Source organism: Azospirillum sp. TSO5, from assembly GCF_003116065.1.
In the GTDB taxonomy this organism is placed as follows: Bacteria; Pseudomonadota; Alphaproteobacteria; order Azospirillales; family Azospirillaceae; genus Azospirillum.
Genome location: NZ_LGQY01000020.1, coordinates 54,777 through 73,444, shown reverse-complemented (window position 1 = coordinate 73,444; position 18,668 = coordinate 54,777). Strand labels below are relative to the sequence as shown.

Below are 18,668 nucleotides of genomic sequence, written 5' to 3'. Positions count from 1 at the left end.
GCCGTCATCGTGACCGATCCCGCCGCCGACAGCCTCATCCGTCGCCCCATCCGCGCCGTCGCCTTCGACCTGGACGGCACGCTGGTGGACAGCGCGGCCGACCTCATGCATTCCTCCAACGCCCTGCTCGCCGAACTGGGGCGACCGCCGGTCGATCTGCCGACGGTGCGTTCCTTCATCGGCGATGGAGCGCCCAAGCTGGTGGAGCGCGTGCTGGCCGCCACCGGCGGGGTCCCGGCCCCGGAGGAAGCCGCCCGCTGCCTCCAGCGGTTTCTGTCCATCTACGAGGCCGACCCTAGCGCCCACAGCGCCCTCTATCCGGGCGTCGCCGAAACGCTGGAGGCCCTGGCGACAGCAGGCTTGCGGCTCGGCGTCTGCACCAACAAGCCGATGGGGGCGACAGTGCGGCTTCTGGATGATCTGGGCATTGCCGGCGTCTTCGCGGCGGTGGTCGGCGGCGACAGCTACCCGACCCGCAAACCCTCGCCCGAGCCGGTCCTGGGTCTGCTGGATCGGCTGGAGGTGCGGCCGGACGAGACCGCCTTCGTCGGCGACAACGAGCACGACGTGGCCGCCGCCCGCGCAGCGGAGGTCGCGCGGGTGCTTGTGGTGCCCTATGGCTACGCCCGGGTGCCGCTCGATGGCCTGCCGCACGACGGCATCCTCGATGGGTTCGCCGATCTGCCGCGACGGCTGTCATGCTGAACGCCGTGATCTTCTGCCGCCATGGCGAGACCGAGAGCAATCTCGGCGGCTGGCTCGCCGGGTCGCGGGACGTGTCGCTGACCGAACGGGGCCGGGCGCAGGCGCAGGATGCCGCCGCGGCCCTGCTCGCCGAAGGGCGGACGGTGCCGGTCGTCTACAGCAGTCCGCAGCGCCGGGCGCTGGAAACGGCGGCCATTCTGGCTGATGCCCTGAGGGCTCCCGTCATGCCTGTGGCCGGATTGGAGGAGCGGCGCTGGGGCGATCTTGAGGGTGGCGCCATTCCCGCCGATCTGTTGCGGGAGCAGGTGCCGAACGGGGAAAGCCTGACCGGCTTCCACTCCCGCGTCACCGCGGCACTCGACGGCTTGCCAGTGCCGGCGGACGGCCGTCCACCGCTGATCGTCGCGCATGCCGGCACATGGCCGGTGCTCTGCCGATGGATGGGCCGGCACTCCAAAATGCTGTGGCCGCCGAATGCATCCCCCGTCCATCTGACGCGGCAGACGGGCATGGTTGGGGTGGACGTGCCCGGCGAAAGCGGCGAGGCTGAGATCAATTGGCTTGGTCGATAACCCCGCTCAGGTGGATGGCGAGTTCGACCGAGAAGCGTCGTTCCGGGCTTTCGACGTCGATGCCGAATAGCTCGGCGATGCGCGTCAAGCGATAGCGCAGAGTGGTGACGTGCACGCCAAGCTGGTCGGAACAGGCCTTGGTCCGGCATCCGGTCTTCAGATAAGCGGAAAGCGTCTCCAGGTAGGGCGTTCCATGCCGGCGGTCGTATTCGACAAGAGCGCCGATGCTGTCGGCGACATAGCCGCGCACCTCGTGGGTGTTCGCCGCGGCCAGCAGCATCGGCAGCGGGCCGAACTGCCGGGCATCCAGCACGCCGGGGCGACCGAACTCCTCGGCGATCCGGATCATCCGCCACGAGCGCTCCCACGCCTCCGCATAATCCGGCGGAGCCGTGCAGCGGCTCGTCAGCACGACGAAAGGTTCGGCGTGCAGGATGTCGGCGACGGAACGCGCGATCTGCGCCATCAACCGCTTGGCCGGTCCCTGGCTGCGCTCGTCGACGGCAGGAATGAGGCAGACCAGTCCGGCCGGCACGGTGACGAGCGTGCCGGTAACCCCGCTCGGCGCCAACAGCCGTTGGACCGGAAGGTGGAGGTCTGCTGCGGCGCTCACCGCCCGCGGACTGCGGCCGGGCAGTCCGACCACGATCATCTGGGTCGGCAGAACGAGGTTGAGGCCGAGCCGAAGCGCGCGCTCCCCGATGTCGCGATGGTCGCGCCAGCGCCGTTCCACCAGTTCCAGGAACAGATCGGTGAGCGTGCGGTTCTCGTAGCGGAAGCGGATGACGTTGCGCAGCATCTGGATGCTGAGAGCATGCTTGATGCCGTCGAGCAGGAGCTGATCGGACTGGCCGTAGGGCTGCGGCCCCGGAAAGATCATCAGCGCACCGACCACCTCGCCGTCGGCGGTCAGCGGGTCGATGCGCGGGGCCGTGCGGATGCGCTTGCCGCCGACCTCCCAGAACAGGGTCGCTTCGCCGGCAGCGGGATGGTCGATCGCATCACGCGCCGCCTTCATGATCGACGGGCCGAGGCTGGTCGCGACCGCCGCCTGCCAGTCGACATCGCCGATGTCGCTGCCGCAAGGCGCCCTGTCGGCGGTGACGAGGTTTGCGGTGAAGTCGACGATGACGATCGAGTAAGGCAGCAGGTCGCGGAAGAGCGGCAGGAGAGTGGCCATCGCCCCGTCTTCCAGCGCTTGCCGCAGAAGCGACGTATTCACCTCCAGAGCCCGCTGCAAACGTTCGGCGGCAAGGGATTCCGCCCGCAATCGGTGCTGGCGTTCCACCGCGATCTCGCCGAGCTGGACGATCATGCCGATGAAGGTCAGGTCTTCCTCGCTCACCTCGACTATGCTGCGGGAGACGACGCTCAGCACCAGCGGCCGGCCGCTGTCGTCGGTGCAGTTCATCGGTACGACCAGCACGCTGTGATAGTCGCGCTCGAACGCCTCCCGGCGGTAACCGGGAAATTCCTCCGATACCCGGGCGTCGGGGATGAAGACCGGCTCGTTTCGCCGCAGGGCGACCAGCGATGGGCTGGTCGCAAGCTCCCAGCGGTCGGGCAGGGGGCGCTGGATCAGCGTCGGGTCGTGACGGACGACGACCAGGGCATAGCCATGCTCGACGTCCACCGCCATGATCGACCCCATCGACCAGTTGGCATGCCGGCAGGCGGCCAGGACCAGGCGCTGAAGCACCGTCGCCAGATCGCCACCTGAATTGATCAGGCTTGCCACCACGCGCAACGACTGGATGCGCGATGTCTCGACCACGTTTCCTCCGCTGAAGGGACAGGCCCCGGATCAAATCCTGCTGACTCTAACCCGACTATGGCGGTCGGAAAAAGCCGGAACCTCAGCGTCCCTCCGGCGGTTCGCCGTCCGCCGTCTCAACGCCTGTCGCGTCGACGATCATGCGCGGCTTGGAGATTGCGACCCCGGTCAGGCTTTCGGCCGGCAGCGGGGAGAAAGCCGTTTGTCCGGACGCATGCGCCCGTTCCCGTATGACGCGACGGACGAGGACGAAGCCGGTCAGTCCGGCGCAGCCGGCAGCGGCATAGACGAACAGGCCCGACGGGCCGAACCTGTCCATCAGCAGGGCGCCGGGGACGGGGCCGATCATCGCTCCGCCGGCCCAGACCACCAGCAGGCCGCTGACCGTGGGAACGATGCGACCGGGTGGGACCACGTCGCAGGCATGGGCGACGCACAGGGCGTAGATGCACAGGACCTGACTGCCCCACAGTGCGAAGCCTGTCCAAACCAGCCAATCGGGGCTTCCGGCCGGCAACAGCGCCATGCCGGCGGACAGAATGGCGCCGTTCGCCGCCACGGCCGCGATGACGATGCGCCGGTCGCGCCGGTCCGACAGCGCGCCGAGCGGCCATTGGGCGAGCAGGCTGCCGCCCTGGAGCGCAACGAGCAGTGTGGCGGCGGCCGACGCGGACATGCCGATGCGCAGCCCGTACAGCGGAGCGAACGCGGTCATCGTGCCGGTTACCACGCCGACCGCGAAGCAGCCGACCAGTGCGGACGGCGCCAGCCTGAACAGCCCGCGCAGGTCGAGCGTCACGGCCGTCGGCAGGGCAGGGCGGGCAGGGCGGGCGGCGGCAACCGGCAGCACCGAGAGCAGGATCAGGAGGATCAGCAGCCGGAAGGGCTGGTCGCCGCCGGGGTCGAGCAGAAGGGGACCTGCCATCAGCGCCAGCTTGGTGGTGACCATGTAGATCGCCAGGATGCGCCCGCGCTGGCCATTCTGCGCTCCGGTGCCGATCCATCCTTCGACCACCGTGAACAGGCCTGCGAACCCGACGCCGGTCATCGCCCGCAACAGGAACCAACCGATGCCGCCGCCGGCCAGCGGCAGGGCCAGGACCAGGATCGCCATGAGCGCGGCCAGTCCGGCATAGGCACGGACGAAGCCGAGACGGCGAACCACCCTGGGGGCGGCAAGGCAGCCGGCGGCGAAGCCGATGCCGTAACCGGACGCGACCATGCCGATATCGGCCGCCGACAGGCCCTGTGCCTGCATGCGCAACGGCAGCAGGGCCTGGAGCAGTCCGTTGCCGGCCTGAAGCAGAATGGCAGCGGCCATGATCGGCAGCAACGGCGGCATCAATCTCCGTGTCTCCGTCCGGCTCAGGTCCGGGCGGGGGTGAGGGCGCCGGCCTTTTCGGCCTCCATCTCCTCCATGTCGAGAAAGCGGTCGCCGATGCGCGGGTGGGCGCGGCTGCCGTCCGATGCGCCGATGGCGACCAGCAACTCGTCGGGACCGGGGGCGTCGGGAACCTGGAAGTTCGCGGTCAGGAAATGGGCCCGCTTGCCGGTCTCGGTCTTGTGGATCATCGGCAGGGCGAGCAGCGCGCCCGGGGCGTTGCGGGTGTTGGTGAAACTGAGGAAGGTGGTTCCCTGCGCCGCTTCGCGGAACATGTTGCCGAAGCGCAGGGTATGGATCAGGGCCGAGGCATGCTCGACCTCGCCGTTGACGCCGACCGAAGCGGCCTTGCCGTAGGCTTCGATACGTTCCGCCGGCATCAGGGCGACAAGCCGCCGCGTCATCTCCGCCCCCAGCACCGGCGCCACGCGCAGGATTTCCGGCCGCAGATTTTCGACGAAACCCTGGCCGGCCCAGGGGTTGCGCAGCACGGCGGCAACCACGACCGACGTGATCGGCCGTTCGGCCGGCTTGCCGCCTTCGACGATGGTCTCCTCGATGAAGGTGGAGATTTTTCGCAGTCCGATGTCCATGATGGTCCGTTCGATTTTCTTGAATTTCGATCCCGTCGCCGGCCGAACCGGGTGAGTGCGGCCGGCGACATGCCCCTGTTCGACTTGGCGCTGTTCGACTGGGCGCTGCCTGGTTCGCGCGACGGTTCAGCTTGCCGCCTTGGCGCTGGCGACCCATTGCTCGAACGTGGGTTTGTTGGCGGAGAGCCATTCCTGGGCGAGTGCGCGGATGTGGCTTTCGCTGGCGCCCTTCTCGCTGATGCTGCGTTCCCAGCCGGCCCAGGTCTGCAGCGGGAAGCCGATGGATTCGACCAGAGCCTTCACCGCCGGGTTGGCGGCGATGAAGTCGCGGTTGGCGACGGTGTTCCAGTTCCACGACGCCATGGCCATCCGGCAGGGATCGGCGTCGCCGGCGCAGCCCGATACGCCTTTGACGAGGGCGGTTCCCTTGTTGGGCACCGACGGCGGCAGGGCGTCGAACGGGGTGGGGAGCCAGACCACGTCCTTGCCCGGGATCAGCGTGTTGGTGACCCAGGACGGACTCCAGGCATAGAAGAAGGCCGGTTCGCCGCGGCGGACGCGGGCGACGGCCTCCACCATCAGCGGCTCGTACTTGCCGCGGACCGAGTTGACCGTGTCCTTCAGGCCGAACTTGTCGAGCTGGTAATCGACCACGTCGCCGCAGCTCCAGCCGGGATCGCAATTGACCAGATCGGCCTTGCCGCCCTTGCCGAACAGCGCGGCGATCTTCGGATCCTTCATCTGCTCCAGCGAGGTGATGTGATGGGCGTCCGCCGTCTTCTTGTCGATCAGATAGCCGTTGACGCCGCCTTCCTTGATCAGTCCGCCGCCGACGATCATCGCCTGCTGCTCCACCTTGCGGAAGGCGGGTTCGCGCTGGGGGAAGTTGATGTCGGTGGCGATGTCCAGGTCGCCCTGCGCCGCCGCCTGGAAGAACAGGGTCGTGCTGAGTGTGCTGAGCTTGACCGAATATCCCAGTTCCTTGAAGGCGGCGGAGACGATCTGGGCGGTGACGTAGTTGGCGCCCAGGCTGTCGGATTGGGCGTAGCGGATGGTCTTTCCCTTGCCGGGCAGGTCGACGGCAAGCGAGGGCTGGGCGCCGGCCAGGGCGAGGAACGCGGCGACGGACAGGGATTTGACGGCCGATCTGGCGGTGAAGAAGCGCATGGCGGTCTCCTCGAACGGGGTCGGGACGGGATTGGATGAGGCCGGGACTGGAAGTATGGCGCGGGCTGGGATCACTGGTCCGGACTGGAGATGACGGGATTGGAGACGGCCGGTCGGGCGACCCCTTTGTCCTCCACCGGTCTGCCGGAGCGGACCAGCGCCCGCAGGCTGCGAAGCAGCGGGCGTCCGCCTGGGCCGCCGGGCTGGGCCAGCTTCTGGGTGATGCGGTCGAGCACCATGGCGAGCAGGACGATGGCGATGCCCCCCACCGCGGCGCGGCCGACGTCGAGCCGACCGAGGCCCTGGAGCACCACCAGCCCCAGCCCCTCCGCCCCTATCATGGCGACGACCACCGACATCACCATCGCGGTCAGCACCGTCTGGTTCAGGCCGCCGAGGATGGTCGGCACGGCGAGGGGAAGCTGGACCTCCCACAGCAGCTGCCGCTTGGTGGCGCCGAAGGCGAGGCCCGCCTCGACCATCTCGGTCTCGACCATGCGGATGCCGAGGTTGGTGAAGCGGATCAGCGGCGGTGCCGCCGCCGTCACCACCGCCACCTCGCCCGGTACCGTGCCGACGCCGAACAGCATCACCACCGGAACCAGATACACGAAGGTCGGGGTGGTCTGCATGATGTCGAGGATCGGACGGACCACGCCCCACAAACGGTCGCTGCGGGCGCAGCCGATGCCGATCGGGATGCCGACGGCCGCGCAGATGACGATGGCGGTGGTGATCAGCGACAGGGTCGTCATCGCTTCCGACCACACCCCAAGGGCGGCGATGGCGATCAGGGCGACGCCGGTGAAGCAGGCGATGCCCAGGCTTGCCAACCGCCAGGCCAGCAGCACCGCCACCGCCACGACGGCGAGGAAGGGGATTTCCTGAAGCAGGAAGATGTTGAGCGTCAGGACATATTCGACCGGCCATTTTATGGCGAGGAAGAGCGGACGCAGGTTCAGCGCGATCCAGGCGACGCCGTCCTGAATCCAGGCGTCGACGGGGAAGACGTTCAGGTCGTTGGCATCAAGCATGCAGACCTCCCACGGGGTGAGGAGGGGCCGACGCGATGCCGGCCAGGATGCGGTCGCCGGCGAGCGTTCCGGTCAACCGGCCCTCCTCGTCGACGACCGCCATCGGTCGTCCGGCCCGGTGAGCGCGGGCGGCATCGAGGAGGCTGTCGCATTCGCGCACGGTGACGAATTCCTTGCGGAGGGTTCCGAAGTTTGCGTCCCCATAGGGCTTGCCCTCGCGCAAGCCCCGCAGCGTCTCGGCATCCAGCACGCCGACGACGTGCCCGCCGTCGTCCAGCACCAGCCCGCCGCCATCGCCGGTCTCGGCGAGGCACAGTCCGGCGGTCAGCGGAACGGGCTGCACCGGGCTCATCGCCGAGCGGGCGTCGAACAGGCGCGAGCGGTCGACCTCGCGGGTGAAGGCGGCGACATAGTCGCTGCCGGGCTCCAGCACGATCGACTGGGGCGTGCCTTCGCGGACCAGTTCGCCATCGGCCATGATGGCGATCCGGGTGCCGAGCTTCAGCGCTTCCTGGAAGTCGTGGGTGATGAACAGGATGGTCTTCTTCAGCGTGCGCTGGAGGCGCAGCAATTCGTCCTGCATCTCCGTCCGGATCAGCGGATCAAGCGCGCTGAACGCCTCGTCCATGATGAGCACGTCGGCGTCTGTGGCAAGCGCGCGGGCCAAGCCGACCCGCTGGCGCATTCCGCCGCTCAACTCGTGGGGATAATGGTTTCCCCAGCGCGCCAGTCCGACGATCGACAGAACCTCTTCCGCCCGGCGGCGCCGGACCTGGGGGGACACCCCCTGGAGCTTCAGGCCGAATTCCGCGTTCTCGGCGACGGTGCGATTGGGCAGCAGGGCGAAGTGTTGGAACACCATCGAGATCCGCGTGCGGCGAATGTCGCGGAGTTCCGCCTCTCCGGCGGCGACGATGTCCTGGCCGTCCAGCAGGATGCGGCCGGCGCTCGGTTCGTTCAGCCGGTTGATGCAGCGCGCCAGGGTGGACTTGCCCGACCCCGACAGCCCCATAACCATATAGATGGCGCCGCTCTGCACCGACAGTGAAACGTCGTTCAACCCTACGACAATTCCGGTCTTTGCCAGCACTTCGGACTTCTTCGCACCGGCCGCGAGCATTTTCAGAGCCGGCTCGGGAGATTTGGAGAAAACTTTACAAAGATTCTCTACCCTCAGTCGTTCGGTCACAACCGTCTCCCATCGTTGTGGTCGGTGGGCTTTCCCTGTCTTCAAAGTTTTTTACTTATGCCCATTTAGAAAAACTGAACCTCTTCCTGTCTTCCCGTCAAACGGAGGAAACGCAGCCCGAACATTCCTGTGAACCGGAGCATGCGGGCGCAGCCACTCCGTCATCTCAGGGGCGAAAAGGCGGTCGGCAGAAGGATGCGGTTTTCCGCCGTTTCGATCAGCGCCGTCAGCTTCGGGATGAAGGCCTGCCAGCGCGGATCCTCGGAGAGCCGTTGGCGGCGGGCGGTGCGGTCCTCGAAATCCGTGTATCCCCACATATGGACGACATGGTTGAGTGGGCCGATCTCGCTGACGAAGTAACCGATCAGGTAGCCGAGGATCGGTTGCTGAATCTCCAGCCCTTCATTCTGCACGAGCGCCAGATAGTCGCGCAGCTTGCCCGAGCGGATGCGGTAGATCCGTTCCTCGACGATCATGGCGTGCCTCCCGTGCCGTCTTCGGCGATCTCCTGCCGGATTTTGCGGGCGATGCGGAAGCACTCGACGCCGGCGGGAATGCCGCAATAGACCGCGATCTGGATCAGCGCCGCCTGCAGTTCGGCGTCGGAAAGGCCGTTGCGGATGGCGCCGCGCAAATGAATCTCGAACTCGTGCATGCGGCCCAGCGCCGCGATCATGCCGAGGTTGAGCAGGCTGCGCTGGCGGCGGTCGAGCGCGCCGTCCGCCCAGCATTGACCCCAGCAATATTCGTTGACCATCTGCTGAAAGGGGCGGGAGAAGTCGTCGGCCGCAGCCATCGCGCGGTCGACATAGGCGTCGCCGAGCACGTCGCGTCGGACGCGTTCACCCGCCCGTTGCAGGGGCTCATCCATGGCTTGCGATCTCCCTGGAATGGTTGGCGGAATGGTTGGCGGGATTGTCTGCGGGCTTCAGGAAGCGTCCCATCAGCCCCGCCACCGCGTCCGGGGCCTCGATCAGGATCGAATGACGCAAGCCGGGCAGGATGTGCAGTTCGGAACCGGGAATGCTGTCGTGCATGGTGCGGGCCATGCGCGGGTTGGAGCCGATATCCTCTTCGCCCGTCGCGATCAGGGTTGGACAGCGGATCTGGTCGAGGAAGCCGCCGAAGTCGGTTTCCGCCAGGACGCGGTAGGCGGCGGCATAGCAATCGGGGTCGTTCTCAGCGTTGCGCCGGCGCAGGATCTGAATTAATTCTGGGTTCCGCTCCTGGAATCCCTCCGTCAGCCAGCGCGACAGGGAGGCGTCATAGTGCGAACCCGGCCGGCCGGCCTGCAAGGCGGCAAGGCGGTCCAGCACCCGCCGCCGTTCCTCCGGGTTGCGGCTGGCGACGGTGGACAGCAGCACGAGACGCTTGACGCGCTCGGGGTGGTTCAAGGTCAGACGCTGCGCGATGAGCCCGCCGAGCGAGAATCCCACCAGGTTGAAGCGGTCGAACCCGACATGGTCGGCCAGAGCCAGTGTCTCGCCGACGAAATCGTCGATCTCGTAGCGGCCCTTGATCCGGGTGGAACCGCCATGGCCGCGCAGGTCGAAGGTCAGGATGGTGAAGTGGTCGGCGAGCCGTTCGACCACACCGCTCCAGGCCTCCAGGTAGGAGCCGACGCCGTGGACGCAGACCAGCGGCTCCGGACCCCGGCCGTCAAGCCGGTAGTTCAGCGTCACCGGCCCGACTGTGAAGTGACGGGATGCCGCCATGGTCAACGTCCCGCCGCAGCCATGCGCGGCGCCGCCGCGGCAATGCGGCGATCCTCCTCGCGCTGCCGGTCCCGTTCGCGGGCGGCGAAGACGGGCAGCACCTCGCGGGTGAACAGGTCGAGCGTCTTGCGCTGCAACTCGAACGGCAGGTTGAAGGACAGGCCGAGCGAGAACTGGTCCACGCCCGCCGCCTCGTAATCCAGAAGCTTTTCGATCACCTCGTCCGGCGTGCCGAACATGAGGTTCTTCAGGACATTCTCCGGCTTGTAATTGTCGCGGCCGGCGACGCTTTCGTAGGAAACGGCGGTCGGGAATCCGTTGGTCACCGTGCCGATGTTCTGGAACAGGTTCTCGAAACTGCGGCCATAGTCGATGCTGTGCCGCACTGCCAGTTCGGCCTCCTCCGGCCGCTCGTAGCAGCAGGTGCGGCGCTGCATCATGAAGCGCGGGCGCGGCACCTCAGGATGGTCGGCCACCGCCTTGCGGAACTTTTCGCCCAGCACGGCGATCTCGGCGGCCGGGGCGGCCAGCGGCGTCGACAGGATGCTGGCACCGATGCCGACCGCCCAGTCGAAGGTGCCGGGATCGCGGGCCGCCACCCAGATGCGCGGATGCGGGGTCTGCAACGGCTTGGGTACCGAGGTCGCCAGCGGGAATTTCCAGTAATGGCCGTCATGGGCGTAGTCGCCGGCCCACAGTTTCTGCACCGCCGGCACCAGCTCCTTCATGTAGGCGACACCCTCCTGCTGGGGCATGCCGCCGGCCATGCGGTCGAACTCGTACTGGTAGGCGCCGCGGGCGATGCCGAACTCCAGCCGGCCGCCGGTCAGATGGTCGCACAGCGCCGCCTCCCCGGCCAGACGGATCGGGCTCCAATAGGGGGCGACGACCGTGGCGGTGCCGAGGCGGATGCGCTCTGTATGCTGGGCGAGCCAGGTCAGGATGGTGAAGGGGTTGGGGGAAATCGTGCACTCGATCGTGTGATGTTCGGCGGTCCACAGGGTCTCGAAACCGCCCTGGTCGGCCATTTTCACCAGCTCCAGCATGGTGCTGGTCACGTCGCTCATCGGCGTGTCCGGTGAAAAGCGCTCCATGGCGAGCGCGACGGCGAACTTCATGTCCTGGTCCTTTATTCGGGGGAGAAGAAGCCCGGTCGGGGCGGGTCAGCGCAGCCGGATGACGAAGGGGTCCTGCATGGCGCCGGAATAATCGATGACGACGTTTTTCGACCGCGAGAACTCGCGCATCACGTCGAAGCCGCCACGCCGGCCGTAGCCGCTCTGCTTGAAGCCGCCGTTCGACGACATGTAGGCGGCGGCGCGGTAGGTGTTGATCCAGACCGTGCCGGCGTCGATCCGGGTGGCGAAGCGCATGGCGCGGTCGATGTCGCTGGTCCAGATGCCGGACGCGAGGCCATAGCGGGTGTCGTTCGCCATGGCGATCATCTCGTCTTCCGCGGCGAAGGGCACCACGCCGACGACCGGTCCGAAGATCTCGTCGCGCATGAAGCCCATGTCGTTGCGCGCGTCGGCCAGCACCGTCGGCTCGTAGTACCAGCCCTTTTCCAGGCCGGCCGCCTGGGGCCGCCGGCCGCCGGCCGCCAGCCGGGCACCGTCGCGCAACCCCGAGGCGACATAGCCCTCGACCTTGGCGAGCTGGGCCGACAGGGCGAGCGGGCCAATGTCGGTGTTCTCCTCCATCGGATGGTTGACGGTGATGCGTCCGGTGCGGGCGACCAGGGCTTCGACGAAACGGTCGTAGATGGAGGCCTCGACGAAGCAGCGCGACCCGGCGACGCAGGTCTGCCCGGCGGCGGCGAAGACGCCGGCGACCACGCCGTTCACCGCCCGCTCGATGTCCACGTCGCCGAACACCACATGGGGCGACTTGCCGCCCAACTCCATCTGGCACGGCACGAGGTTGGCGGCGGCGTTGGCGGCGATGCGGCTGCCCGTCTGAGTGCTGCCGGTAAAGACGATCTTGGCGATTCCGGGATGGCGGGTCAGCGCCTCTCCGGCGGTTCCGCCGCCGCCGGTCACCACATTCACCACGCCGTCCGGAAAGCCGGCTTCCGTGACCAGTTCGGCAAGCGCCAGGGTGGAGGCGGTGGCGTGCTCCGACGGTTTGATCACCACCGTGTTGCCGATGGCCAGACAGGGCGCCAGCGTGCCGGTCAGCAGCATCAGCGGCGAGTTCCACGGCGTGATCATGCCGACGACACCCAGCGGTTCACGCAGGTTGAAGTTCAGCATGTCGAGCTTGTTCACCGGGATGGTGTCGCCCTGCAGCTTGTCGGCCATCCCCGCGAAGTAGAGGTAGCTGTCGGGGATGGCGCGCATCTGGGCGCGCATCTCCTTGATCAGCTTGCCGTTGTCGCGGGTTTCCATCAGCGCCAGTTCTTCGGCGTTGGCGAGGATCAGCTCGGCCAGACGGCGCACGAGCTTGCCGCGGTCGCTCTGGGTCATGCGCCGCCAAGCCGGATCGACGAATGCGGCCCGTGCAGCGGCGACGGCGTCGTCGACATCCTCCGCGCCGGCGTCGGCCAGCTCGTACCAGGGCTCGGCGGTGGTGGGATCGTAGCTCGGAATGTAGCGGCCGCTTTTCGGTTCCACGAACCGTCCGCCGATATAGAGGGCGCGGCGAGTGCCTTCGAGCGATCTGCAGGTGGTGTGCATCGCGATCTCATATTTTGTGAAGGAGCGGCGAGGGTCAGCCGTTTTCGGCGAAAGCGCCGGGCCAGGAAGAGGTGCTGCCATCGACCATCGCCAGCCGCCCGCCATCGCTTGAGTCGATGTAGATGCCGAAGCGATCCGCTTGCCGTTCCCGGACATAGCGGCGCAGCATCGCTCGGGTCTCGCGCATCGGCATGGCCTCGAAGGGCAGGGCGTCGAGCGCGAAGAAGCGAAAGCCCGGCGGCAGGGTCGTGGTTGCCGCGTCGGTCGAGAGGCGGGCGCGATAGACCAGACAGCCGGCGTCCTGTCCGGTGATGTCGAAGACCGAATAGAGGAAGCTGTCATCCGGCCGCAGCGGCAGCGTACCCCCGTCAGCCAGAAGCAGTGACCGTTCGGCTTTGCGGCTGCGACCACCCGGCAGGCGCCAACCGCCCGCTCCGTCGGACTGCAGCAGGATGCCGTCGTCCGCCTCGACGAGGTAGCCGACCTGAATGCCGTGGGGTGCCTCTGCACCGGCGTCCAGAGAGTCGCGCACCGTCGTGTACCTGCCTCGGCAGAAGCCGAGCGGAGCTGTCCGGCTTGCCGTTTCGCTTGGACCGAAGTCCTGTACACGACCGATGAGAATGAGATGGTCACCGGCGAAGACACGGTCATGCACCGTGCAATCGAACCAAGCGAGGCAATCGGTCAGGACCGGCGCGCCGGTGTGTTTCGGGCCAAACCCGGTTGAGCGGAATTTCTCGGGCGAACGGGAGGCGAAAAGGCTGGAGACATCGGCCTGTCCCTCGTGCAGCAGGTTCACGGCAAAGGATGGCGCGCTGCAGAAGATCGGAAAACTGTACGACCGGTTGCCGATACAGACCAGGACAAGCGGAGGATCGAGTGAAACGGACGTGAAGGAATTCGCCGTGATCCCACGCGGATTTCCCTCTTCGTCAAGCACGGTGACGACCGTGACCCCGGTCGGGAACATGCCGAAGGCGTTTCGAAGGTCCCTTTGATTTATGGGCGTTGGTTCATTCGAAGAGACTGTCACGTCAACCTCCCTTCCATGACAAGGACGAGGCTACGCCGGGCGGACGCGGTCATCTTCCTCCGGGACAGCGGAAGCTGCGACATTTTGTCCCATCGATTCCGAGGAACGCCTCCTGTCGCGGCAGTTGCGACGTGGATGCATCGGTTACCGCCGCTCTGGTGGGCGTCGGGTTGACCGTGACGAATTGGCCGGGCACAAGTGCCTTCTTATGCGATGTCGCATAAGAAGGCATCTTATTTCCATAAGCTCCCTTATGTGTTAAGTGAAAAATTTCCCAAAATAGGACTGCAACGAAATAAACCGTCTGGTCATTTCGTTTCCTTTCCGTTTCCTGTTTGTCCATCCGCCTAGAATGCGATGGGTTTCCCTACATATTGTGTAAATATATTTCTGCATTTGCATCCGCAGGCACAGCCTTCCCGATCCCGGATGAGCGTGGCGCATAAACAACAAGGCCGCCCAACACGGAGCGGCCCTTTGTCGTTCTGGCGTGGCGGGAAAGCGCACTAGAAGTCCTTGCCTATCCCGCGGCTGATGCTCCACTCCCGCAGGAACTCACGCACCACGTCGGGCCATGGCCGGCGGGTCATCTCCGCCGCATCAGGATCGGTGTAAGGCAACGGCATCTCGTCCATGATGGCGTCACGCAGCTCAATGACCTTAATGCCATACCCCTCTCCGTCGATGGCAAAGGCCAGAGCCTCATCGGCGCCAGAGCGGAGCGCCTTGTCGATGGCGGAGCGTAGAGCCTCCAGGCCGGTGCGGTTGCCGATGACAAAGGCGTCTTCATGCCATGATGGCTGGCCGTAGAGGTGGACCTGTGGGAGTTGTCGTAGGATGCGGTCGGTCATGGCTTCCGTCCTATGCTGGCAGCGCGCGTCTCTCGGTATGCGTTGATGGCGGCGATGGCGTCCTTGGGCTTCATGACGCGGCCAAGCTGCATGAGCGCGTCGTAGCGCTCCATCTTGCCGGTGGCGGCCTTCCTGATGATGTCATCGCGCTCATTGTCGTCATGGCGTCTTCCCTTCCGCCGTCAGCTTGAGGTGAGCGGGCAAGGCGTCCAATGCATTTGACAGGTCGCCGTATTCGTCATCAGGGATGGCCCAATTCCCCTGGATGACGTAGGATCGGTTATCAACAGCCAATGCGGCTCGCGCCACCTCCATGAGGGCTTTCCTGTCTGCCTCTGCTGTGGAGAGAGCGGCCTGTAACTCCTTGATCTGCTGCGCTGCGCCGACAAGAGCCGGCCCCACACATAGGGAGGGAAATCCACGGAGTTGTTGCTTTCGCCCATGGTCTCCAGGGCTTCGGGGCTGAGTTTCATGGATCGTGTCCTCAGTTCGTCGGCCAGACGGTGGCCCCGGTCAGTTCGTTGACCACCTTGAGAGTGCCGGGGTTGCACTTTGCATTGGCGATGGCTTCGGCGTCGCTTCCCAGCGCCAGCGGGTAGAACATGCCTTCACGGTGGAAGGTGTAGAGGGATTGGCCGGGTTCACAGCCGAACATGCGGGCGGCGATCTGGCGGGCTTTCTCTTGGGCGTTCATCATGCGGCCTCCTTTTCACCAAGCGAGCACCCGGTGTTTTCGTTGGTGATGACGTTGCTGTTGTGCTTGCCCCACGTCAGGCTAGCCAGCATTGGCGGCAACTGGATGCCGCACCGCCCTTCCGTTCCAGGGGAGCGCCACCTGTCTTCCGCGGCGACCGGCTTATAGAAGCGGCAGTCTCGGCAAATCACGTCGGTCATATCGGTTTCCTCAGAACAGTGGCATCAGGTCGCACGTAGCGCCGTCAATCCGGCACTGCTTGGCTTTCGCCAGTAGCGCGTCAGCCTTGGCGGTGTCGCCTGCCCATTCAGCGGCGTCGGCAGCGCGCTTGAGGCTGGCGGCTTCTTCGCGGTAGCTGCCGAAGAGGTGAGAGTTGTCCGCAGGCGGGCGGTAGCGTGGTACGTGGCCGCGGGGAAGGCCGGGGATGGGCTTGGGCATGGCGACCTCGTGGTTTAGGAGGCGATATCAGCGATCAGCGCATCAGTAAGCTGCGCCTTCACGACCAGTTCATGACCACCATTCACGCGAGCCTGCGACTGCACCGTACGGCCAGACCGCGCGAAGGACACTGAAAACGGCGACTCAGCGCAGAACATCACTCCGCCGCGGATTTCCATGATTGAGCTGTGCTGCGATCCTGTGATCTTGCGCAGTTTGGCGCGGGCAGATGCGACCTTCATTCTCAGGCTCCGTTGTCTTTCCGCTGGGGGATCGGGGGTGGTGAGGAGAGGCTAGGCGAGAGGCTTCCAACTCGCGGCGTAATAACGGGCGCCACCGGTCAGGTCGGGGAATTGCTCGTCAAGGCGACGCTCCAAATCACGGTCGGCGGCCATCTTCTCGTCCCATGCGGCAGATGCGGACTTCCTGTGAACTGCCAATTCCTCCCGCCAGACGGCGGCGACGCGCTCGCGCTCTTCCTTTAAGCGGGCAATCTCGCGATCAATCCGCTCCAACTCAGCGTCGCGCCCCTGTTGAGCTATCGCTTCCTTGCCGTTGGCTTCAGCATACCGGGCCATGAACTCGCTGGCCTCGATCTCCGCTTCACCCGCCGCCTTCGCAGCGTCGCGCAGTTTGCACCGCCCCCGCCACGCCTTGTCGCGGGCCTTACGTGCGGCCTTGTTGGCTTCCTTCTGTTCGGCTGTGAGGGCCATTTTCTTGCTCCGTTGTAGGGGTGGGTGAGGAGAGGCTAGGCGGCGCAGTCAGCGCTTCGGCGCGCTAGCATCTTCCAGGGAAGTGACCTTCCCGCGCCCAACGAAGTCGCACGAGGCAAAAACATGCTTCCCGCGATGTATGACCGCCCCCGTAAAATCGCTCCCATCGCGGGCGGCTTCACGTGCCGCAGACATGGCGATGGCCTTGCTGTCAGCCTCAATCATTACAGTCATTTCGATGGTTGCTTTGAATTTCGGCATGGCGCCGTCTCTCCTGTGTGTCGCCTAGGCGCAGTCAGCAGGGATAGCCGGGGCGCAGATCGTCCGGCCGCGACACCGTGTTGTGCCAAGTGCAGTCGTCGCCACGCTCGCAGCAGTCCGGGCACTTGAAGATATCGCCATGCTTGGCGCCGCTCTGGTGTGCGGCGAACAGGCCGTAGCTGTCGTGATGGTCCATCTCACAGCCGCATTCAGGGCATTCCATGTGAGCCTCCGTCAGCCGATGCGGACATATTCGGGCGGAAACCCGATGGAGCCGCCGCCGTCCTCGAACGACACAGCCACATGCTCGTCAGCGGTATTGGCGCCGTAGTCAAAGTCAACCACTCCAGCCTGCCCGTCCCGGTTTGGATTGTCGCAGCGATCCCACTTGCGACGGCGAAGCTCCGCCGCAGCGCCAGGGAGGATCACCGCACGCATTCCGGAACGGGCGTAGTCACATTCATGAGCCATATCGGCCTCCGTTGCTTCGCGATTTTCATAGTGTGCCATTGGCAAACCGCTTGCGTCAAGGGCTTTGATGTGCCATTGTCGTACTATCAAGTGCGCCATTGGCAGCGATCCGGTATCGCATTGGCAGACCGCGCCGCTGCCGCTAAATTGGGAGGTATGGATCACATGCAATTCGCCGCCTTCCTCGAAAGGCACCAACTGACACAGGTAGAGTTCGCCGCTTGGCTGGGCACCGAAAAGGGCACGGTCTGGCGTTGGACCCTGCCACCGGACGACAAGAACAGCCGCGCCGTGCCGCTGGGCATCCGGGCGTTCTGCATCGCCTACGACCTGATGTCGCCGCGGCTGCGTGACCAGCTCGTAAAGCGCCTCAAGTCAGGCGGTGCAGGCGTCCGCCGCGAGAAGGAGACGGGACATGAGTGAGGCGCAGATACCGACCGCCTTCCCTGTCGGTCATTTCATCCGTGACGAGCTGGCCGCACGCGGCTGGTCCGTGACTGACTTCGTGATCCGCATGTTCCCGATCCAGTCATTCGAAGCCAGAGCGCAGAGCCTCCTATCGGTCAACCTCCTGCTGAACGTGACCGACCCGCGCCTTCGGATGGGGAAGATGGCGGGGCCGATGGCGAAGGCGCTTGGCGTCTCGACCGAGTTCCTGCTGAACCTTGAGGCTGCGTATGTGTCCGCCACCCACCCCGCAGAGGCAGCGCGTCTGCCCTCTGCCACCGACACCGGAGAGCCAGCATGAGCAAGGAAGACGACGCCATCATCCAGGCCGCCAAAGCCGCCTATGCGCAAGGCCGAGACGCCTTTGCCGTTTGGTGGAACGCCGCAGGACGCGACAGCCGCACGCATGTGATCGACAGCGCGCGCCATCTGCTGTCCATCATCCGAAGCGTGGAGGACTGACCATGGGGCTTGATTGCTCACACGACGCCTTCCATGGAGCCTACAGCGCTTTCAACCGCTTCCGACAGACGGTGGCGCGGGCCATGGGCGGAAGCTTCCCGCCGCACTATGCCTATGGCATGGACAACCGGCCGATCCCGCAAGGCGAGTTCGGGCTAGTGGTTGACCCGTTGCGGGAGGATGGCATGTGGTATTGGGGGCGCGGATATGAAGCCGATACCCACCCCGGCCTCTACGAGTTCTTCACACACTCGGATTGCGACGGGGAGATCGCGCCTGACATGTGCCTCAAGGTGGCGGATGAGCTTGAAGCGTTGCTGTCTGACATCGAGCGCGTCTCTCCGTCAGAAGAGAACGGGCACATTGCCAGAGCCGGCGGGTACGTCGAAGTGACGAAGCGCTTTATTGCCGGGTGCCGCGCTGCCGCCGCCGCTGGTGAGCCGCTGACATTCGGGTGATGCGATAGCCCGGCGCTACCTGACGGACTGGAGAA

Annotated in this window: 28 protein-coding genes; 6 read left to right on the top strand and 22 right to left on the bottom strand. The window is 65.7% G+C overall.

The features are described 5' to 3' along the window. Positions 1-9 precede the first annotated feature (9 nt). Together gph and TSO5_RS06160 are read left to right on the top strand one after the other, a co-directional pair. A complete protein-coding gene (gene gph, locus TSO5_RS06165) occupies positions 10-705 on the top strand; it encodes a phosphoglycolate phosphatase (protein WP_247870608.1) in 696 nt (231 codons plus the stop codon). Beyond that, on the top strand, positions 699-1,277 hold the full coding sequence (locus tag TSO5_RS06160; protein WP_109150767.1) for a histidine phosphatase family protein: 579 nt from the start codon (positions 699-701) through the stop codon (positions 1,275-1,277). Before gph ends, TSO5_RS06160 begins: the two co-directional genes overlap by 7 nt. Here the strand turns inward: TSO5_RS06160 and TSO5_RS06155 are convergent. From TSO5_RS06155 to TSO5_RS32135, 22 genes are all read right to left on the bottom strand, one after another. Beyond that, positions 1,258-3,051 (bottom strand): helix-turn-helix domain-containing protein, encoded by a 1,794-nt coding sequence (locus tag TSO5_RS06155; RefSeq protein WP_109150766.1) that lies wholly within the window; start codon positions 3,049-3,051, stop codon positions 1,258-1,260. The two genes, TSO5_RS06160 and TSO5_RS06155, sit on opposite strands and share 20 nt — an antisense overlap. An 82-nt stretch (positions 3,052-3,133) precedes the next feature. Further along, the gene (locus TSO5_RS06150) at positions 3,134-4,393 is read right to left on the bottom strand and encodes an MFS transporter (RefSeq protein ID WP_109150765.1); all 1,260 of its coding nucleotides are present in this window, start codon (positions 4,391-4,393) and stop codon (positions 3,134-3,136) included. Between the two features lie 23 nt (positions 4,394-4,416). Beyond that, on the bottom strand, positions 4,417-5,025 hold the full coding sequence (locus TSO5_RS06145; protein WP_109150764.1) for an amino acid synthesis family protein: 609 nt from the start codon (positions 5,023-5,025) through the stop codon (positions 4,417-4,419). 126 nt (positions 5,026-5,151) lie between these two features. Next, complete coding sequence (proX, locus tag TSO5_RS06140; RefSeq protein WP_109150763.1) at positions 5,152-6,192, bottom strand: glycine betaine/L-proline ABC transporter substrate-binding protein ProX; 1,041 nt, start codon at positions 6,190-6,192, stop codon at positions 5,152-5,154. Between the two features lie 71 nt (positions 6,193-6,263). Beyond that, entirely contained in the window at positions 6,264-7,226 is a 963-nt protein-coding gene (locus TSO5_RS06135) for a proline/glycine betaine ABC transporter permease (protein WP_109150762.1), read from the bottom strand. Beyond that, positions 7,219-8,415, bottom strand: a complete 1,197-nt coding sequence (locus TSO5_RS06130; RefSeq protein WP_109150761.1) for a glycine betaine/L-proline ABC transporter ATP-binding protein — start codon at positions 8,413-8,415, stop codon at positions 7,219-7,221. Before TSO5_RS06130 ends, TSO5_RS06135 begins: the two co-directional genes overlap by 8 nt. A 161-nt stretch (positions 8,416-8,576) precedes the next feature. Then, positions 8,577-8,891 (bottom strand): NIPSNAP family protein, encoded by a 315-nt coding sequence (locus TSO5_RS06125; RefSeq protein ID WP_109150760.1) that lies wholly within the window; start codon positions 8,889-8,891, stop codon positions 8,577-8,579. Beyond that, a complete protein-coding gene (locus TSO5_RS06120) occupies positions 8,888-9,286 on the bottom strand; it encodes a carboxymuconolactone decarboxylase family protein (protein WP_109150759.1) in 399 nt (132 codons plus the stop codon). Before TSO5_RS06120 ends, TSO5_RS06125 begins: the two co-directional genes overlap by 4 nt. Next, entirely contained in the window at positions 9,279-10,130 is an 852-nt protein-coding gene (locus TSO5_RS06115) for an alpha/beta fold hydrolase (RefSeq protein WP_109150758.1), read from the bottom strand. Before TSO5_RS06115 ends, TSO5_RS06120 begins: the two co-directional genes overlap by 8 nt. 2 nt (positions 10,131-10,132) lie before the next feature. After that, complete coding sequence (locus tag TSO5_RS06110) at positions 10,133-11,248, bottom strand: LLM class flavin-dependent oxidoreductase (protein WP_109150757.1); 1,116 nt, start codon at positions 11,246-11,248, stop codon at positions 10,133-10,135. 45 nt (positions 11,249-11,293) lie between these two features. After that, a complete protein-coding gene (locus tag TSO5_RS06105) occupies positions 11,294-12,805 on the bottom strand; it encodes an aldehyde dehydrogenase (protein ID WP_109150756.1) in 1,512 nt (503 codons plus the stop codon). A gap of 34 nt (positions 12,806-12,839) precedes the next feature. Further along, positions 12,840-13,775 (bottom strand): flavin reductase family protein, encoded by a 936-nt coding sequence (locus TSO5_RS06100; protein ID WP_109150755.1) that lies wholly within the window; start codon positions 13,773-13,775, stop codon positions 12,840-12,842. A gap of 569 nt (positions 13,776-14,344) precedes the next feature. Next, positions 14,345-14,689, bottom strand: a complete 345-nt coding sequence (locus TSO5_RS06095; protein WP_109150754.1) for a hypothetical protein — start codon at positions 14,687-14,689, stop codon at positions 14,345-14,347. Positions 14,690-14,848: 159 nt separating this feature from the next. After that, positions 14,849-15,004: a hypothetical protein gene (locus TSO5_RS32645; protein ID WP_158282377.1), complete on the bottom strand. Its 156-nt coding sequence runs from the start codon at positions 15,002-15,004 to the stop codon at positions 14,849-14,851. A gap of 169 nt (positions 15,005-15,173) precedes the next feature. Beyond that, complete coding sequence (locus tag TSO5_RS06085; RefSeq protein ID WP_109150752.1) at positions 15,174-15,386, bottom strand: hypothetical protein; 213 nt, start codon at positions 15,384-15,386, stop codon at positions 15,174-15,176. After that, positions 15,383-15,583, bottom strand: a complete 201-nt coding sequence (locus TSO5_RS06080) for a hypothetical protein (protein ID WP_109150751.1) — start codon at positions 15,581-15,583, stop codon at positions 15,383-15,385. The genes TSO5_RS06085 and TSO5_RS06080 overlap by 4 nt, the downstream gene beginning before the upstream one ends. A 10-nt stretch (positions 15,584-15,593) precedes the next feature. Continuing rightward, on the bottom strand, positions 15,594-15,821 hold the full coding sequence (locus TSO5_RS06075) for a hypothetical protein (protein WP_109150750.1): 228 nt from the start codon (positions 15,819-15,821) through the stop codon (positions 15,594-15,596). Positions 15,822-15,835: 14 nt separating this feature from the next. Beyond that, positions 15,836-16,063 carry a hypothetical protein gene (locus TSO5_RS06070; protein ID WP_109150749.1) on the bottom strand — a complete coding sequence of 76 codons (228 nt, stop codon included), beginning with the start codon at positions 16,061-16,063 and terminating at the stop codon, positions 15,836-15,838. Positions 16,064-16,114: 51 nt separating this feature from the next. Next, the gene (locus TSO5_RS06065) at positions 16,115-16,534 is read right to left on the bottom strand and encodes a hypothetical protein (RefSeq protein ID WP_109150748.1); all 420 of its coding nucleotides are present in this window, start codon (positions 16,532-16,534) and stop codon (positions 16,115-16,117) included. 48 nt (positions 16,535-16,582) lie between these two features. Next, a complete protein-coding gene (locus tag TSO5_RS06060) occupies positions 16,583-16,795 on the bottom strand; it encodes a hypothetical protein (protein WP_109150747.1) in 213 nt (70 codons plus the stop codon). Positions 16,796-16,829: 34 nt separating this feature from the next. Continuing rightward, positions 16,830-17,018: a hypothetical protein gene (locus TSO5_RS32140; protein ID WP_146203701.1), complete on the bottom strand. Its 189-nt coding sequence runs from the start codon at positions 17,016-17,018 to the stop codon at positions 16,830-16,832. A gap of 11 nt (positions 17,019-17,029) precedes the next feature. Further along, on the bottom strand, positions 17,030-17,431 hold the full coding sequence (locus tag TSO5_RS32135) for a hypothetical protein (RefSeq protein ID WP_158282376.1): 402 nt from the start codon (positions 17,429-17,431) through the stop codon (positions 17,030-17,032). Here TSO5_RS32135 and TSO5_RS06055 point away from each other — a divergent pair, their 5' ends adjacent. The 4 genes from TSO5_RS06055 to TSO5_RS06045 are packed head-to-tail and all read left to right on the top strand — an operon-like array spanning position 17,432 to position 18,633. Next, positions 17,432-17,689, top strand: a complete 258-nt coding sequence (locus TSO5_RS06055) for a transcriptional regulator (RefSeq protein WP_247870606.1) — start codon at positions 17,432-17,434, stop codon at positions 17,687-17,689. Next, positions 17,682-18,014: a hypothetical protein gene (locus TSO5_RS06050; RefSeq protein ID WP_109150745.1), complete on the top strand. Its 333-nt coding sequence runs from the start codon at positions 17,682-17,684 to the stop codon at positions 18,012-18,014. The genes TSO5_RS06055 and TSO5_RS06050 overlap by 8 nt, the downstream gene beginning before the upstream one ends. Further along, positions 18,011-18,175, top strand: a complete 165-nt coding sequence (locus TSO5_RS32640; RefSeq protein WP_158282375.1) for a hypothetical protein — start codon at positions 18,011-18,013, stop codon at positions 18,173-18,175. The genes TSO5_RS06050 and TSO5_RS32640 overlap by 4 nt, the downstream gene beginning before the upstream one ends. A 2-nt stretch (positions 18,176-18,177) precedes the next feature. Further along, positions 18,178-18,633: a hypothetical protein gene (locus tag TSO5_RS06045; protein WP_109150744.1), complete on the top strand. Its 456-nt coding sequence runs from the start codon at positions 18,178-18,180 to the stop codon at positions 18,631-18,633. The last annotated feature ends 35 nt before the right edge of the window (positions 18,634-18,668 follow it).

What these genes read in the sequence shown, in the direction of transcription:
- TSO5_RS06135 (WP_109150762.1), bottom strand. Translation starts at nt 7,226, where the DNA reads ATGCTTGATGCCAACGACCTGAACGTCTTCCCCGTCGACGCCTGGATT.
- TSO5_RS06125 (WP_109150760.1), bottom strand. Translation starts at nt 8,891, where the DNA reads ATGATCGTCGAGGAACGGATCTACCGCATCCGCTCGGGCAAGCTGCGC.
- TSO5_RS06105 (WP_109150756.1), bottom strand. Translation starts at nt 12,805, where the DNA reads ATGCACACCACCTGCAGATCGCTCGAAGGCACTCGCCGCGCCCTCTAT.
- TSO5_RS32140 (WP_146203701.1), bottom strand. Translation starts at nt 17,018, where the DNA reads ATGGAATGCCCTGAATGCGGCTGTGAGATGGACCATCACGACAGCTAC.
- TSO5_RS06065 (WP_109150748.1), bottom strand. Translation starts at nt 16,534, where the DNA reads ATGGCCCTCACAGCCGAACAGAAGGAAGCCAACAAGGCCGCACGTAAG.
- TSO5_RS06100 (WP_109150755.1), bottom strand. Translation starts at nt 13,775, where the DNA reads ATGTTCCCGACCGGGGTCACGGTCGTCACCGTGCTTGACGAAGAGGGA.
- TSO5_RS06150 (WP_109150765.1), bottom strand. Translation starts at nt 4,393, where the DNA reads ATGCCGCCGTTGCTGCCGATCATGGCCGCTGCCATTCTGCTTCAGGCC.
- TSO5_RS06115 (WP_109150758.1), bottom strand. Translation starts at nt 10,130, where the DNA reads ATGGCGGCATCCCGTCACTTCACAGTCGGGCCGGTGACGCTGAACTAC.
- TSO5_RS06055 (WP_247870606.1), top strand. Translation starts at nt 17,432, where the DNA reads ATGCAATTCGCCGCCTTCCTCGAAAGGCACCAACTGACACAGGTAGAG.
- TSO5_RS06060 (WP_109150747.1), bottom strand. Translation starts at nt 16,795, where the DNA reads ATGCCGAAATTCAAAGCAACCATCGAAATGACTGTAATGATTGAGGCT.
- TSO5_RS06085 (WP_109150752.1), bottom strand. Translation starts at nt 15,386, where the DNA reads ATGATGAACGCCCAAGAGAAAGCCCGCCAGATCGCCGCCCGCATGTTC.
- TSO5_RS32640 (WP_158282375.1), top strand. Translation starts at nt 18,011, where the DNA reads ATGAGCAAGGAAGACGACGCCATCATCCAGGCCGCCAAAGCCGCCTAT.
- TSO5_RS06050 (WP_109150745.1), top strand. Translation starts at nt 17,682, where the DNA reads ATGAGTGAGGCGCAGATACCGACCGCCTTCCCTGTCGGTCATTTCATC.
- TSO5_RS06120 (WP_109150759.1), bottom strand. Translation starts at nt 9,286, where the DNA reads ATGGATGAGCCCCTGCAACGGGCGGGTGAACGCGTCCGACGCGACGTG.
- TSO5_RS06080 (WP_109150751.1), bottom strand. Translation starts at nt 15,583, where the DNA reads ATGACCGACGTGATTTGCCGAGACTGCCGCTTCTATAAGCCGGTCGCC.
- TSO5_RS06045 (WP_109150744.1), top strand. Translation starts at nt 18,178, where the DNA reads ATGGGGCTTGATTGCTCACACGACGCCTTCCATGGAGCCTACAGCGCT.
- TSO5_RS06160 (WP_109150767.1), top strand. Translation starts at nt 699, where the DNA reads ATGCTGAACGCCGTGATCTTCTGCCGCCATGGCGAGACCGAGAGCAAT.
- TSO5_RS06095 (WP_109150754.1), bottom strand. Translation starts at nt 14,689, where the DNA reads ATGACCGACCGCATCCTACGACAACTCCCACAGGTCCACCTCTACGGC.
- TSO5_RS06070 (WP_109150749.1), bottom strand. Translation starts at nt 16,063, where the DNA reads ATGAAGGTCGCATCTGCCCGCGCCAAACTGCGCAAGATCACAGGATCG.
- TSO5_RS06110 (WP_109150757.1), bottom strand. Translation starts at nt 11,248, where the DNA reads ATGAAGTTCGCCGTCGCGCTCGCCATGGAGCGCTTTTCACCGGACACG.
- proX (WP_109150763.1), bottom strand. Translation starts at nt 6,192, where the DNA reads ATGCGCTTCTTCACCGCCAGATCGGCCGTCAAATCCCTGTCCGTCGCC.
- TSO5_RS32645 (WP_158282377.1), bottom strand. Translation starts at nt 15,004, where the DNA reads ATGGAGGTGGCGCGAGCCGCATTGGCTGTTGATAACCGATCCTACGTC.
- TSO5_RS06075 (WP_109150750.1), bottom strand. Translation starts at nt 15,821, where the DNA reads ATGCCCAAGCCCATCCCCGGCCTTCCCCGCGGCCACGTACCACGCTAC.
- TSO5_RS06145 (WP_109150764.1), bottom strand. Translation starts at nt 5,025, where the DNA reads ATGGACATCGGACTGCGAAAAATCTCCACCTTCATCGAGGAGACCATC.